Here is a 15,543-nt window from a genome sequence, read left to right as displayed (position 1 = left end):
GTCGTCTCACGGCGACGGCCGAAGGTGGTGCACATCCCGAAACGGACACCACAACTCGGAGGAGACCGAAATGTCCCGCATTCGCAAGACCGCAACCGCCCTCGTTGCCGCTGGCGCCCTGACCGCCGGTGCCTTGGGCATGCTCTCGGCCCCGGCCCACGCGGACGGCCCTGAGAAGGAGCGCAACTTCCGGGTGGCCAGTGCTGACGTCGACTTCAGCGTGGACCTGGACGATGGCCGCTACGACATCGACGTGGACGTCGACGACGCCAAGCCGGGCACCAGGTGGAAGGTGGTGCTGAAGCACAACGGCAAGAAGATCGCCAAGGGCACCTGGCGCGCCGACCGCGATGACGACGGCGACGTCGTCGACATCGACCGCACCCGTCCCAACACCGCGGGCAAGGACAAGTTCAAGTTGACCGTCAAGCAGGTCGGCAAGAAGGCGAAGAAGAGCCGCACCATCACGATGCGCTGATCCTTCAGCTCCGCACGGCGGGCGTGGCCGGAATACCGGTCGCGCCCGCTGTGTTGCACCCCGTAGACTGCGAGAGCAGTTTGTTTGACAACTCAAGAGGGGCTGATCGGTTTCGACTGGGGACGTACGTCCCAGGGGAAGCGGGTCGAGAAGCCAGCGTCATCTCGTAAACGATCGCTGGAAACCAATAGTTGCCAACGCTAAGCGCAACGACTTCGCTCTCGCCGCCTGATTGCGGTGATCGAAGGGTCTGACCGGGCATCCGTCTCCGTCCCGGACCCAGGCCTCATTTAGGAGACTTGCTGATCACTCCGTGTCACGGAGGGTGATCGGGACTTTTCCGTGACTGAGTCTGTCGGCGACGTGTCTGTGCGAGCGCCGGGACTGAGAAGACGACATCGCAGACTGCACCCGGAGAAGACCTGGCACTGCGCTTTAGGACGCGGGTTCGATTCCCGCCAGCTCCACGCCGAGGGCTTTCCCAAAATGGGCCCGAACAGTTTCCCGAATTAGGGACTGCTCGGGAGACCTCCAACAGTCCCAGCAGAACAACGAGAGGGCCCCAACCACGGTCGTGGTTGGGGCCCTCTCGTTGTCGGGTCAAGAGTCCTCAGGCGGCCGTCTGCTCGAGTCGCTCGACGTGCTCGAAGACCTCGTCCCCGCGGAGGATCAGGCTTTCGATGACCTCCCCGTCGAGGGGGTGGTTCATCAGCGCGCTGTTGATCCGTTCGCCGGACTCGCGGCTGTGCTTCTCGAGGATGCGGATGTTGTAGCAGGCGGCTGCCGCAGCGACCGCCAGCGTGACGAGCGGCAGGCCGACGACCTGGACGAACCCGCGCCGTACGTCCTCAGTGCCGCGGTTCTTGATGTTGCCGAAGACCGCCTCGACGGCCGAACGCAGGGCGTAGGCGAGCTCCCACTGCTCGCTGCCCCAGTAGTCCTCTTGCAGGTACTTCATCGGCGTACCGGCCTCGATCTGGATCGTCTGCTGGGTGCAGCAGGCAGGCAGTTGCTCCCGGGCCTCTGCCTGCGGAGGGTTGGGAACCACGGGAGCTCCGACCTGTCGCGCCAAAACCACGGTGCCCTGACGCAGGGGGCAGCCCACGGTGCCGGCGACCGCAGGGCACTGCCAGCGGGTGACACCCACTTTGGGGTCGTCCTCACCCGCAGCCGTCGTCGTGGGTGATGCCAGGGGGCCCTTGACCATGCGCAGGGCGAACTTCTCCCGGTAGGCAATCTGGTTCCGGAATTCAGCCTGCTCCGTGGGGTCGTCTGAGGGAGTCAACGCCTCGAGGTGGGGCGCCATGCCGGGGCAGTGCGGGCGGCCGTCGAGCACCTTCGAGCCGTACTGGTCCATGGCCCCGGGCTTGTCGACGCGCAGGTCGAGGACCTGGTGGACCCGGCGCCGCCAGAGCTCCATGGCCCACCGGTCGTAGCGCTTGTAGCCGTAGTGACGGTCACCGATGAGACGGACGAACGGGGCCCGCTCCCGGATCTGGTCCACGAGCCGCAGAGACACCTCGACGATGTCGGCGTTTGCGGGAGTGAGCTCGAGCGCCTGGATGAGGACGGGCAGCGGGACCTTGCGAGCGGGGTCGTTGGTGTTCACGACGACGTGGGCCTTGTAACCGTAGATCCCGATCTGCGCCCCGCTCTTGGCGGTCTTCCCACCCCAGGCGGCGTCAGGACAGAGCCACGAAGCTGGATTGCGTCGCTCGGCCTCTTCGCCAGCCGCCGCGAGGATGTCCGGTGCCACCTGGACGTACGGCTCCTGGATGGAGGCGTCGCGCGGGAGCGCCTGGGTGTTGTCCTCGTCGGTGAGGGGACGGTCCTGGCCGCCCTCTTGGTGTCGAGAGCCGCGTGGGGCCTTGGACCAGGCCCAGATGCTGGTGTCGTCGATGGCGTAGGTGCCGTGCCCGACGTCGATGAGATGCGTTCCCGTCAACAGCCGGGTGACGATGTCGTTCACCACCGCGTGCCGCTCGGCCTGCCGCTCTCGAAGCAGCGCCTTCTGGTCCTCCTCTTGGAGGCTTCGCCGCTCCGTGTCGGTGAGGCAGTCGGTGGTGTAGGAGAGGTTCTTCCCGAGGCCCTCGGTCATCGTGTACAGCTGCTTGCGGGTGAGCTCGCGGACCTTCTTCTTGTTCTCGTAGACCACGATCTTGAACTTCACCCGGGTATCGAGGGGCAGGGAGTGCGCGATGACGTACATCTGCTCGACAGTGGCCTGCCCGGTGGTGAAGACCGCGGTCAGCTGGAGGGCGTAGTAGAGGGCGCCGTCCAGTCCCTGCTTCTTGCGGCCGCGGTTCGAGCTACGGCAGTGGCGGTCCAGGAGCTCGCCGACGCCGGTGGACTTCACGAGCCAGTGGTGGCGGAGGAAGGCAGCGTCGAGCTGCGCAAGCAGGTTGGGGTGGAGACGAATCTTGGCGGAGATCGTGGCGGAGATCTTGGCCTCCTTGGTGTCGTGCGTCGCGATGAGCGGCGCGAGGGTGGGGTTGATTCCCTCTGCGAAGTTCGAGTCGTCGGTAGGGGTCGGGCTGGACATGGGTTCTGTTCCTGTCGTCTTGGTTGAAGGACGACCGGGACCGTGAGGACCGGTGATGTGGATGCCAATCGCCGCACCCGCCAGCCAGCCGTCAGCGGAGAACGGCTGCGTCCGCGCTCTTCGGCAGGTGTTCCAGGAGGTCGACGAGGGTCCGGGCTGTCGTCAGTCCGGCTGCCTGCAGCAGGACGTTGAGGGGAGTGGTGCGCTGCAGGTGGGTGGCCAGCCACGTGGAACGCAGACGCGCCTGCGCGAGCTCCGGCACCTCCTTGCTCAGCACGGCACGCGCGAAGACGCTGGCGGCCACGTTGGCGCGTTCCGCGTCCCGGCCGAGCAGGAGATGTCCTCGTTTGGCTCCCTCGAGTCCGATGCGGACCATGTCCTCGTACTCGCGCAGGACCCACACGGTGCGCTGATTGCGCTTCTCGGTGTTGTCCTTGCTGCGGCGGAGGTTGGTGACGTGGACCTCGATGCCCGTGTCCGGGCCGTGGTCTGTCACGTCGCTCTCCCGTAGACGCTTGATGTCGGTGGAGTCGATGCCTGCGCCTGCGCCGAGGCCGACCAGCAAGCACATCTGACGCACCAGCTGCCTCGTGGGCTGCACCTGCGCCACCCGTCGGATGACCGCCATCTCCGACAGGCTGTACGGCGGGGCGACGCTGCGGTGAGCCAGGGGCGGCCCCTTGACCGGTGCATCTTCGGGGTGGATCTGATCGGCCATCGCCATCAAGCGGGAACGCCGTGTCTGGCGCGTCGAACCGCCAGCGTCGACCAGCACTTCGCTGTCGTAACGGCCGACGTTAGTGCGGGTGAGGGTCGAGGGCTCCAGCGGGAGTGCGACAGTGCGTGCCCAGTGAAAGAAGTAGGCCAGGTGGGTCACGTGCTTGCGCATGCTGTCTTCCCCACGCACCGACGAGGCAGCCAAGGTGGCCTCGACAGCACCCTTGAGCTGGGCCCAGTGCGGGCGGACGTCCGCTTCGAGAGAGATGTAATTCTCGCGGATGTAGGTCCGCATGGACTCCGGCAGCGACGCTGCCCTGGTCTCACGCTCGGCGTTGGCCGCGGCTACGGCCAAGCGCATCTGGCGGGCCGAGGGCTTTCGGCGGCGGCGTGCCGGAGCGGCCGGCTGGGTTCCGTTTTCAGGGTGGGATTTCTCAGGTGACGCGTGGTGCGGGTTAGTGGACACGGTGGACGAACCTCCGGGTGCGGGGTGGACGGGTGCCTCGATCTCGGTCGTGCCGAGGTGGTCCTCACTGTGCTGCCGTGACGTCCTGGTGCAGTCGCCGCGGAGAGCTGCATCGTCTTTGCTCGTTCCGGCCGCGGGGGCTGTCCCTTCGCGCAAGATCTCGCGGTAGACCGCCTGGTCGACCGTCGGCAGCAGGAGGGCTGCTTCGGTGGCGGTGCGGCGAGTCGCTCCGAGCCCGTGCAGCGCCGCCGACAGAGGGGCGGCCATCGGGTGGCTGAGCGCGTGCACGTGCTGGGTTCGCCGCACCTGCGCCTTGGTCAGGTCGACCCCCAGTTCCTTGGCGACCGCTCGTGCGTGTGTCCACGCAGTGGTGCTCAGGCCGACCGGGCTCTGGAGGGACGCAGCAAGGACTGCGTCGTCCTCCGCGGCCGTCGTCAGCAGGGACCAGACCTCCGCGGTGTAGACGGGCGGGAGCGGGCGGGTGGACGCGGACTCGTCAGCCGTGCTCGGCCGACGGTTCGTGGTCTCCGATGCCTTGCTGTTCTCGGCCTCGTGCGTGGAGTGTCCGGCGTCGAGCGCGGCGCGGGCCTTCAGGACGCGGCGTACGCGACCGCGGATGTTGCCAAGGGCGCCATCTCCGAGACTGGTGGGGTTTGCCCGCACGAACCGCTGGAGGGAGTCCTCGGACATCGCCTCATCGAGGTCGTTGACGAGCGGCAGTGACCACGCCAGGAGTTCCAGGACGGCGCTGGCGATGCGTCGCGCTTCGGTGACACCGGCGGCCGGCGCGGCCGAGATCCAGGGCGCGAGGTGGTCTCGGTGCGTCGTCCAGACGGCCGCGGCGCGCTCGCTGCTGGGGTTGTATCCCTCCGCCCAGGTGCTGAGGTCGCCCGTGGCGCGGTCGTGCCAAGCCTTCGCGGTGGGGCGGGTCGAGGGGACCGTGTTCTGGGTCTGCTTCTGCTTGCTCACGCGACGGACGGTCCCGAGTGGCTCGGGCAGCGCCAATCACTGCCACCCCTCCGTGCAATGCGCACCGATGCCGGTTCGACCTTCCTCTTGTGGGGCCACGAACAGCACCGACTGTCGGGGTCGGGTCACAAACGATTCAGACCCCCGCAGACGTCGGGGCACCCGGCCCCGGTGCTGCGGTGAGCCAGCTGGAGCCACATGATGAAGAACCAGCCGTCACAGCCCGTCGCCTCGGGTGTGACCTACACCGCCCCCGTCGGGCGCACGGTCCGGTCGTTCGCCGCGGAGGTGGTGCTCATCCGCAACTGGGTGGAGCTCATCCGCCAATGCGCGATGGCCACTGCCCACGGCACGCTCGGAGGCAATCTGCCCGAGTGCGAAGAGCTCCTGGAACTGCTCGAAGCCACCGAGACAGCCATCCTCACCGGTGTCCACGAGGGGGCTGCCCTCCTCGACCGAATGGCCGCATGGGAGGCGTCCCTGCTGCACATCGCTCCACATGTGCCGCCGACGCACTGCCTGATGTGCCAACGCGCCAAGTCGATCCCCGACGCGCTGCCCACCGAGTACGCGTGGGCGATGCGGGTGATCGCCGAGGCGTCGTGAACTAGGCACGAGGGGTCGGAGAGCCATGGGCTCTCCGACTCCTCCGCGCGTGCGTGCCGGCCGTGATGGCAGGGATTGCGCTCCGGATCACCTCGCCGGACGTTGATGCTCATCGCCGGGCATCCGCACGAACCAGATCCCGGTTCGGCAGGCATCTTGACAACTCAACAGAACACGCAGCCCCGTGAAGTAACGAAGCGAGTCGGGCAGGCGACAAGAAGGAGGTGATACGCAGTCGCCCGCCCCGCCTCGTCTCGGGTTCACCTGCAAGCACCGCGGGGCATGGGCCAACATGCTGGTGAAACAGCAAGCCGAGGTCTGAACCGCCCCGGGATGTCCGGAGATCGCGAGGAGCGGCGTCAAGCGAGGCGGCACAACGTTGAACGTGCCTCCACCGGCCACATTTGATCAGTCGTGACACGGTGCCTTGAGGCTACTGAAGAGGACCGCTGAACCGAGGTCAGGATCCCGACCCTCATCCACGACAAACCCCAGCAGGTGCCCGCATCGCCCACACCCCGCCCGGAGGAACTCACCTTCAAACAGGCGAGTGCTCGCGAACTGGAGACGACCACCGTCGCTTCGTCGATGATCCTGCAGACGCTCCGCGAAGTGGTCGAGCAACGGGCTCAACCCCGCGACTGGAATCCGCCGATTGCGTAGATGGAAACCTTTGACGAAGTTCGGGAACACCTGGCCCTCGCGAGCCACGCTGAAAAAGGTGCTCTTGGGACCTCTCAACAACTCAAGCACTGGACGTTCGATCGCCGGCGCGGCCACCCACGGCACTGGGGTGCCATACGACGTTGGGACGCCCTCCTGCAAGACCGGCAGCTCTACCTCGGGCGCCAAGCACCGATACAGAATCAGGTCGCGCGCCTCGGCAAGGTCGACCGAATCCGCCTGGAACCTCAGCCGCTGCTCGGCTTGGCGGTAGTTCCAATCCACCAGCATCGGCACCAAGTCATCGCCAGAGACATCCACCCTGACATCGTGCCGGACTCGGGAACCGCCGGAGCACTTCTTGTCGAAGTTCCCCAGCAGGATTTGGGCCGGTGCTGAACAGGCGCTCCGCAGCTCCTAGCCAGAGCTAGGGAACGAGGAGCACCAACGCGTGGGGCACAGTGCACCCCGCAGGGGCGTAGCTTGCGGCGGGCGGGATGGCACAACTCTCGAGGTGTGAGCAGGCGACTGGAGGAGGCCCGCTCACTCCAAGAATCCGTCGAGCTCGTTCACCACCTGCACCTCAAGGTCCATCACCCTCGCAACCCGGTCCAGAAACTTCGTCGAGGTCACGAACCACTCGCGCCCAGCGCGCGTCGAACGCGGCCTCTGGTGATCGGCGTCCTCCAGCCACGCATGGAACCGCCGCTCCACAACCAACGACTGCGCACACGGGTAGACCCGCAACAACACCGGATCCTCCGGCAACGCGGTGAACCGTGATTGCGCGCCGGCACGGTGAACTGCATCCACCGCGGAGTGCCCCACCTTCAGCAAGGTCCGGCCGGTGTCCGGTTCGTATGGATGACGCAGGTAGTGCGGCAACGTGTAGACGTAGATCCCGGGGACGTTGGCGCTCTCGGCTTCCACCGTCGAACGGTGTGCTTCCTCATCCTCGCTCGCCTGGGCCACCCGGTCCTCAGCAACCGCGGCCAGCACCCGCTCCTGCTTCGTGAACTCCTCACGCAACTGCTCACTCAGCGGCTTGCTGCGCAACCACGCCCGCAGCCGTCCCGCAGCTCCGCGCGCCACCGACGGCTTCGTGGTGACCTCACCATCGCGAACTACCGAGAGCAGGAAGGCATAGTTGCTCGTCCAACCCGTCGTCTCGATGGCCTCACGCTCAGCCATCTGTTCCTTGGGCAGGTCCTCCTGGAGATAGCCCCAGTAGCGGCCCAACAGCGTGGTGTCCTCTCTCAGCAGGGCCTCGACCTCCGCGCGCCGATCGAACACCGCCAACTCCCCACCGTCCAACGGGGCGCTCATCAGGCACCTTCAATGATGTCCAACGGCGGCAGACCGTCGACGATCTTCAGCGTCTCCACACTCACCGTCACAATCCGGGCCAACAGGTCCACGATGTAGCGAGGATCGCCCACCTCACGCGACCAGTCGTTCGGATCGTTCACGATCCCGGACTTCTTGTCGGTCTTCACGTAATACCGGTCGATGATCCACTCGATCGCCGACCTGCTGCCCAGCATGTAGCGGTACGCGTCGTCGGGAATCCCTGACAGCGTGATCCGGTCGTTGTAGTAAATCACCGTGCGGTCATGCCGCTCGCCCGCCGCCTTCTGCTCCGCAGTGGGCTTTGCGAACCTCATCTTCTTGTCGCCCACCGCGAAGAAGTCATACGGGTCACCAGTCGGCTCCACGTCGAGGCCCTCGAGGGGATACGGCCCAACGGCCTCGTAGCCCACATGCAGATCGGACAGGCGCCGCCCCGCTTCAGCGAAGCGCGCGAAGTCACGGACCATCGGGATGCGCGGCAGCATCTTCCTCAGGTCGGCTGCGTAGGTCTCGCGGTACTCCGTTGAGTGCAGCAGCCCGTAGACGTAGAAGAAGATGTCGTCCTTGGAGATCGCTTGGCCGGGGTACGCGGCCTGGAATCGGGCGAGCGCGTCATCTGTGATGTTGTCGATCCGTCGGTAGCCGTCGATGACTTCCTCGCTGTCTCCGAGATCCAACATTCCGGAGTCGTCGACGCGTTCGTAGCTGTAGCGCGTGCACCATTGACCAGAGTTCGAGCCGAACAAGGCGACATCTGGGACGATCTCGGTCATGACTAGGCTGAATGGTTTCGCCGCCCCGGGGTTCAGTACGTAGTAGCCGGGGTTGCGGACCTCCGGCACTGGCGCCAACCGGGGTGTGACTCCCCGCCGATGGATCAGAAGACCGTCGTAGTACAGGAACTGCCGGAAGAACGGCCGATAGAGCGCCACGCGTACTTGGCTCGGATCCAAGGCTGGACTCCGTCGCTGGCCCCAGGCCTTCTCGAGGGACTCAGACCAACTCATGCGCCGCGAATCCATGACGCGTTGCTCCGTGGCGACCGACTCATGAAATGCTTTGAGAAATGCCTTGACGTTGGATAGCAAGTCGGCTTCGGAAGACTGATACACCCACGAATCTCTGGACGTCAGCACTCCGTATGCCGTGGTGCCGAAGACCGCAGACAAAGTCGGGAAATTGCCGAAGTCTTCACGCCGCTGGTTGATCCAATCCCCGTGTTCGTTCGGCTCAATCTCAAGCGTCGCCAGCCTCGTGACGTCGATGCTATCTGCGACCTGGCCCAGCTTTTCCTCACGGGTGAGATAGTCGCCCACCTCGCTGTAGTGGACTTTGGTTGGGCCGGTCGCGCCAGGGTCTTTGACGAGCACCGTGATCGCCACCGTGGCCCGGCTGCCTGCCCCGAAGACCTTGCCGCCTTCCTTGCGGGACTGTTCGCCGGCGGTGCGTTGGTTGCCGCGCAGGTTGTAGATGTGGATGGCGCTGAACTCGTCCGCCAAGGTCTTTCGCATGCCGTCGGCAGTGTTGGAGTCGAGGAAGCCGCCGTTGGTGACGAACGCGATGACCCCGCGGTCCTTGATCCGCAGCGTGGCCCACTTGATGGCGCGGATGTAGGAGTCGTAGAGCGAGTTCTTGTTGGTGGCCGTGGAGAGTTTCGCGTACGTGTCGCGGATCTCTGCATCCAAAGCGGGGTAGGACTCGTTGGCGTTGTTGTCGTTGGCGGAGTCTTGTCCGGATGAGTAGGGCGGGTTGCCGACGATGACGGTGATGTCGAGGTTCTTGAGCCGCTGTAGGCGGGCGTTGTTCTCGACGAAGAGTTCGTCATCTGTTCTGTCATGGGGTTCCCAGGACTGGAACGTGTCGGTGAGGATCAGGCCGTTGAACGGCTCCGCTGCCTGCGTCGGGTCAATGGCGGCGATCTGCTCGGCGTAGGTCTGCTCGATGTTGACGCAGGCGATGTAGTAGGCCAGTAGCAGGATCTCGGAGGCGTACATCTCGGTTGCGTACTTGCGCGCCAGGTCGTGCGGCTCGATTAGCCCGGACTGGAGGAGTCGGACGAGGAAGGTGCCGGTGCCGGTGAAGGGGTCGAGAATCGTCACGCCCTCATCGGTCAGGCCCTGGCCAAACTCCTGGCGCAGCACTGCGTCAGCGGAGCGCAGGATGAAGTCGACGATCTCGATGGGGGTGTAGACGATGCCGAGTTTGTCGACGGTTTTCTTGAACGCGACGGCGAAGAACTTGTCGTAGAGCTCGACGAGGATGCGTTGCTTGCCTTCGGCGTTGTCGACGCCGGCGACCCTGCGGCGCACAGAGTCGTAGAACCCCTCGAGGGTCTGGTTCTCTGCGCCGAGGGGATGCTCGTCGAGGCTGGCGAGCATCAGTTCCATGATCTTGGCGACGGGGTTGGTGGTCGCAAAGTCGTAGCCGTCGAACAGCGCTTCGAAGATCGGCCGGGTGACCATGTGCTGGGCCAACATGTCGACCGCCTCAGCGCGGGAGATGTTGTCGTTCAAGTTGGCGCGTAGGCCGGCGAGGAACACTTCGAACTCGGCTGACTGGGGCGAGTTCACGTCGGCGAGGAGACCGTTGATACGAGTGACGTGAGCGGCTGCAATGTCGGCGACGTCCTTGGCCCAGGTCTCCCAGTAGCGGCGTTCGCCGACCTTCTTGACGATACGGGCGTACATGGCGTCGCGGAATGCCTCGGTGGCGAACTCCATGAACGCTTGGGTGGTGTCGCCTTGGGCGTACTCCTTGCCCTCCTGCGGGGTGGCCCCGTCGCGGTCTCCGTCGCCTACGGGCGTGGTGATGGAGATGATTTCGAGCTTGTCGGTCGGCTTTGCCTTGTTCAGTTCGATCTTGTTGACCAGGGCGTGGAAACGCTCGTCGTGGGAGCGCAGGGCTTGGAGGACTTGCCACACGACCTTGTAACGCTCGTTGTCTGCCAAAGCAACCTCGGGTGCGACTCCAGAGGGGACCACGACGGGCAAGATGATGTAGCCGAGCTCCTTGCCGGGCGCCTTGCGCATCACCCGCCCAACGGACTGCACGACGTCGACCTGTGAGCCGCGTGGGGTGAGGAACAGCACCGCGTCGAGAGCGGGCACGTCGACGCCTTCGGAGAGGCACTTGGCGTTGGTGAGAATGCGGCACGTCGTGTCGGAGGGATTGGACTTGAGCCAGGCGAGATGGGCGTTGCGTTCGCTGATCCGCATGGTGCCGTCGACGTGGCGTGCCTCGACCTTCAGCGGGGTCCGGGCGTCGGGGAGGTCGATGATTGCGCGGTCGACCAGCGGTGGGAAGGCTGCGGTGGCGGCCTTGGAGGAGCGGATGTCCTTGGCGAAGGCGACCGCGGTGCGCATCGGTGCGCGGTTGACGGTGCCGGTGTCGTGGCCGAGGGCGTCGGTGGGGCCGAAGTTTTTCGCCAGCCCGTTCCAGCAGCCGATCAGTTTTGCGGCGTCGTCCAGTTTGATCTCGCCCGACTCAGCCATGGCCTGTTGGAAGTTGTCCGCGACGTACTGCTCGTCGACGGCCAGCACCAGCACCTTGTAGTCGGTGAGCCGGCCGATCTCGACGGCGTCGCCGAACCCGAGACGATGGAACTCGGGGCCGTAGATGGTTTCGTCGCCCATGTCGGCCAGAACTGCGTCGGCGTCCTTGGCCCGTGCTTTGACTTCGTCACCGAACACCCTGGGAGTGGCGGTCATGTACAGCCGCTTTGCCGCGCGCAGCGCCTGAGCATCGTGGACCTTCACGAACGCGGAGTCGTCCTGGCCGGCCAAGGTGGCGCCGGTTGTGCGGTGTGCCTCGTCGCAGACGACCAGGTCGAAGGCGGCCAGCCCCTGCTTCTGGGCTTCGATGATGACGTCGATCGACTGATAGGTGGAGAAGACCACGGTCATTCGCGGCTGGGCGTACTTGCCGACGCTCATCCGGGCCAGCAGCGTGGTGGCGTCGGTGGTGGCCGGTTCGGTGAGGTCGATGGTTGACATGTCGGCGTCATCGCTGTTCTGGCGGCCCACCCGGACGTCGGAGCAGACCGCGAACGGGCGAATGCTGAGGGTTGTGTTCGCCATCCATTCGCGCAGCGACTGCGACAACAGTTGGATCGAGGGCACCAAGAACAGCACCGAACCTCCCTCGCCGACCAGGTCCTCGGCGATACGCAGGGAGGTGAAGGTCTTGCCGGTGCCGCAGGCCATGATCAGCTTGCCGCGGTTGTGGGCGTTGAACCCGGCACGGACGTTCTCCAGAGCGCGGGCTTGGTGCGGGAACAGTTCCTTTGCGCCGGTCGGGACAACTACTTCAGGGGTCTCCCACCGGAATTGGTCCCAGTCGATGGCTGCGTCGTCGAGGTAGCCGATGTCGACACGTTGGACGACCCCTTGTACTTCCTTCTCGACGTTGCCGGTCCACCCGGCGGAGGTGTCGAACACGTACCGCGTGGTGATCTGGAACTCCGGGCGCATCGTGGCCGCGAGGAAGGAGTCGATGTGGGCCTTGGAGACCTTCTGGCCCTCGTCGTAGAACTTGCACTGGATCGCGCTGAATGTGTCACTGTCGCGGTTGGCAGCGACCAGATCCACGCCGATGTCCGGCACCCCGGCGGGGCGTCCCTCCCAGTCCGACCACAGCCAGACGTCGGAGAACTTTGCCGTCCATTCCGGGTCGGTCAGCAGGTAGGAACGGACCAGCCTCTCGAACCGGTCACCCTTGTCCCGCTCGTCGAGGGCGGTGGAGCGCAACTGGTCAAGAAGGTCATGGATCGTGGTCGGCACCCCGGCATCTTCTCGCACGCGGTGTCCGGGTGTATCGGTTCGGGTGGGATTGGTCCGATCGGCGAGCGTGTGTCGGGGCCATGACCTACTTTGCTGCACATGAAACGGTTGCCAGCCCTCATCCTCGCGGCCCTCCTGGCGTACTCAGCCTGCGGAGGAAACAACGCGGATTCCGACCCCGATCGTGCCCGCGAGGGGGAAAGCTCTCTTCGCCGACTCTGAGGGCTGATGTCGAGCCGAACTTCGAAGACCAAAAGATCGCCGAGACCGCGCTCCTGCAGCTGTCCGACTTCCCCGCCGGTTGGGAGGCCCAACCGGCCAAGGACGAGGACGACGACGACGATGAGGGAAAGAAGGAGATTGCGACCTGCGTCGGCGTGCCCTACGACCAGCTGTATGACGACAGCAACGCGACTGCGAACTCTCCGGACTTCACCTCACCCGACGACGTCGAGATCTCAAACACGGTCGGCGTAGCCGGGGATGAAACTTGGCTCGCGGAGGCATTCGAGGTCACCAGTCGGCCGGAGTACCGAAACTGCATGGCGAAGTCGATGCAGAAGGTCATGGAGGATGGTGCCGAAGACGAGGATCTCGAGCTCGGCGAGGTCACCGTTAACGAGTTGTCCTTCGAACAGCACGGGGACGAGAGCGTTGCTTTCCGCGTCACGATGCCGATCGAGAGCAGTGGCTTCTCCTTCGAGTACGTGGGCGACTTCGTCATCGTGCGGATCGGGCGTGGCCAGGTTGTCACCACAGCCTTCTCTTTGGGTGGCACCGTTGACGCGGAAGACTTGAACGGCTACGTCCAACTCGGCGTGAGCCGACTGCAGGACGCACTCTGAGGGTGCGCATGGGACCAAGCGAATTGCTTCGACGGTCGTGGAGATCCGCCTACAAGCAGCGCATCCGTGTGTGACGAACCAGCAGACAACTGATGCTGTCAGGATGCATGCGTGGATCGATCTTCGATAACCTCCGTCGAAATATCCGCTGAGGATGTGCGGAAGGCTTGGATGGAAGTCCTGACTGCCGATAGCCCCGTTGATTGGCGAGAACAATCTGCTGATCAGGGCGAGCCCTTGCCTCGGGCTTTCGCGGCGTACGATGCCGCGCGACATCACGCTGGCACCTACGGCAGACCCTCGTTGCGGCGCCAGGTAGTCGGCAGACTTGGTGAGCATGCCGCCGAAGCGTGGTTTGTTCGCTGCGGAGACCGGGTGGATCCTCTCTACAAACTGCCTTACCAGCAGCGTGCCGCCGACTTGGTCGTGAACGCACGCCGCGAAATACCCGAACACCCCAGGTTCAAGGCTTACCTCGGAGAAAATGAGCGACTTCGGAAAGGTGCAGAGGTTGGCTGTGAAGTGCAACGGGAACTGGAACGGCGTATCCGTGCATTCGAACAATGGCCGGCTGCGATAGAGGCGTGGGAGGCGGAACACGGACATCGCGACACGGTTGTGGTGCTGAAGGACGTTCCGGGGCCGTTCATGCGGAATGGTCTGGAGGTGTGGCCATCTGACTCTGAGGTGGTCCTGGACCCCGAAGTTGGATACCGCCGGGTACGTCGGTTTCAGGTCCATCCGCCAAAGAAGCCGGCAAACCCTCGTGTGTGCGACTTGGCAGTGGAGGTGAAGACCTGGTCCGAAGCGAGTTGAATCGCACTGGGTTTCGTTCCTATGCGTTCCCTTGGACAGCGAGTGCTGGCCGGGATGATTCTTGGGCAGCGTAGTACGCGGCCTCGACCTCGAGCGGGGTGCGCATGTCGAGCTCCCCGTGAAGGCGTTGGTTGTTCCACCACCACACGTACTCCAGCGTCGCGAGCTCGACCTGCTCGATCGTGCGCCACGGCCCGCGCCGTCTGATGAGTTCGGTCTTGTAGAGCCCGTTGACGGCCTCGGCCAGCGCGTTATCGAAGGAGTCGCCGACGGTGCCCGTGGAGGGCTTCGCGCCGAGTTCGCCGATTCGGTCGGTGTAGACGATCGAGAGGTAGTTCGAGCCGTGGTCGGCGTGATGGACCAGCCCGGTCAGATCGACCGCGCCCTCGCGCTTTGCGTCCCACGCGGCCATGTCGAGCGCCTGCAAGGGGAGGATGTCGGCCTTCAACGTCGCGGCGACGTTCCACCCGACGATCCGGCGTGAGTAGACGTCGGTCACGAACGCCACGTAGGCGAACCCCGACCAGGTCGCGACGTAGGTGATGTCGGCAACCCATAGCCGCCGCGGCGCGGGCGCGTGGAAGCGCCGTTGGACCAAGTCGGCCGGCTTCACCGCCGCCGGATCCGGCTTCGTGGTGAACACCTTCTTCGACCGCTTCACCCCACGAACGTCGGCGAGTTTCATCAGCCGAGCGGTCTGATCGCGACCGATCTCCCAGCCCTGGCGTCGCATCAGGGCGTGCATCTTCCGGACCCCGTAGACGCCGTAGTTCTCGACGTGCAACCGGGCGATCTCCGGCACCAGCAACTCGTCCTTCAACGACCGCGCCGACGGGGCTCTGGTCTTCGCGGCCCGGTAGCCACGGGAGGTGATGAACCCACGAACTGCCGGACGCAGCACCCGGCAGATGGCCTCGACCCCGAACTGATCCTTGTGCTCGTCGATGTAGCGGATCATCTCGTCGTGGGGCGGTCGAGTTCCTTGGCGAAAAACACTGAGGCGGACTTCAAGATCTCGTTCGCCCTGCGGAGCTCGGCTACCTCACGCTTGAGGCGCTTGATCTCCTCCGCCTCATCCGTCGTGGTCCCGGGCCGCTTCCCGGCGTCGACCTCAGCACGGTGGACCCACAGCCGCAGGGTCTCGACGTTCATCCCCAGCAACCCCGCGACGTGCCGCAACGCTGCCGTCTCGTGCGGGTGCTCCGGGCGGACCTCAGCGACCATCCGCACTGCCCGCTCACGCATCTCGTTCGTATACCTGGCCATCGTTCCCATCCTGACTGATCAAGCGGAACGAAACCCAGTGCGATTCA

At 64.9% G+C, this 15,543-nt stretch carries 10 protein-coding genes and 1 other RNA gene; 5 read left to right on the top strand and 6 right to left on the bottom strand.

Annotation, left to right across the window (positions count from 1 at the left end; genetic code table 11):
• The first annotated feature begins 70 nt into the window (after positions 1–70).
• Positions 71–478 (top strand): hypothetical protein, encoded by a 408-nt coding sequence (locus L1066_RS18880; protein ID WP_235737747.1) that lies wholly within the window; start codon positions 71–73, stop codon positions 476–478.
• A gap of 98 nt (positions 479–576) precedes the next feature.
• Positions 577–948, top strand: a transfer-messenger RNA (tmRNA) gene (ssrA, locus tag L1066_RS18875).
• Between the two features lie 140 nt (positions 949–1,088).
• Here the strand turns inward: ssrA and L1066_RS18870 are convergent.
• Complete coding sequence (locus L1066_RS18870) at positions 1,089–3,020, bottom strand: transposase (RefSeq protein ID WP_235737746.1); 1,932 nt, start codon at positions 3,018–3,020, stop codon at positions 1,089–1,091.
• Between the two features lie 91 nt (positions 3,021–3,111).
• Complete coding sequence (locus tag L1066_RS18865) at positions 3,112–5,172, bottom strand: hypothetical protein (RefSeq protein ID WP_235737745.1); 2,061 nt, start codon at positions 5,170–5,172, stop codon at positions 3,112–3,114.
• Positions 5,173–5,370: 198 nt separating this feature from the next.
• Between L1066_RS18865 and L1066_RS18860 the strand changes: the two genes are divergently transcribed.
• Positions 5,371–5,778, top strand: a complete 408-nt coding sequence (locus L1066_RS18860) for a hypothetical protein (RefSeq protein WP_235737744.1) — start codon at positions 5,371–5,373, stop codon at positions 5,776–5,778.
• A 408-nt stretch (positions 5,779–6,186) separates the two neighbouring features.
• Here the strand turns inward: L1066_RS18860 and L1066_RS18855 are convergent, their stop codons facing one another.
• The 3 genes from L1066_RS18855 to L1066_RS18845 all read right to left on the bottom strand — a co-directional run bounded on the left by L1066_RS18855 (position 6,187) and on the right by L1066_RS18845 (position 12,587).
• A complete protein-coding gene (locus L1066_RS18855) occupies positions 6,187–6,762 on the bottom strand; it encodes a hypothetical protein (RefSeq protein ID WP_235737743.1) in 576 nt (191 codons plus the stop codon).
• A 222-nt stretch (positions 6,763–6,984) separates the two neighbouring features.
• A complete protein-coding gene (locus L1066_RS18850) occupies positions 6,985–7,767 on the bottom strand; it encodes a GIY-YIG nuclease family protein (RefSeq protein WP_235737742.1) in 783 nt (260 codons plus the stop codon).
• Positions 7,767–12,587, bottom strand: a complete 4,821-nt coding sequence (locus L1066_RS18845; protein ID WP_235737741.1) for a DEAD/DEAH box helicase — start codon at positions 12,585–12,587, stop codon at positions 7,767–7,769. Before L1066_RS18845 ends, L1066_RS18850 begins: the two co-directional genes overlap by 1 nt.
• Before the next feature lie 62 nt (positions 12,588–12,649).
• On the opposite strand from L1066_RS18845, the gene L1066_RS18840 reads away from it, so the two are divergent.
• Together L1066_RS18840 and L1066_RS18835 are read left to right on the top strand one after the other, a co-directional pair.
• A complete protein-coding gene (locus L1066_RS18840) occupies positions 12,650–13,414 on the top strand; it encodes a hypothetical protein (protein WP_235737740.1) in 765 nt (254 codons plus the stop codon).
• Between the two features lie 375 nt (positions 13,415–13,789).
• Complete coding sequence (locus L1066_RS18835) at positions 13,790–14,230, top strand: hypothetical protein (protein WP_235737739.1); 441 nt, start codon at positions 13,790–13,792, stop codon at positions 14,228–14,230.
• A 19-nt stretch (positions 14,231–14,249) separates the two neighbouring features.
• Here L1066_RS18835 and L1066_RS18830 read toward each other — a convergent pair.
• A protein-coding gene (locus L1066_RS18830; RefSeq protein WP_235734405.1) for an IS3 family transposase occupies positions 14,250–15,505 on the bottom strand; the annotation gives its coding sequence in 2 pieces (ribosomal slippage) (positions 14,250–15,220 and positions 15,220–15,505; 1,257 coding nt in all).
• Positions 15,506–15,543: the final 38 nt, after the last annotated feature.

This window comes from Nocardioides alcanivorans (genome assembly GCF_021555175.1).
Classification (GTDB): Bacteria; Actinomycetota; Actinomycetes; order Propionibacteriales; family Nocardioidaceae; genus Nocardioides; species Nocardioides alcanivorans.
The sequence above is the reverse complement of the archived record's forward strand: the minus strand, read 5'-3'. Positions and strand labels throughout refer to the sequence as shown.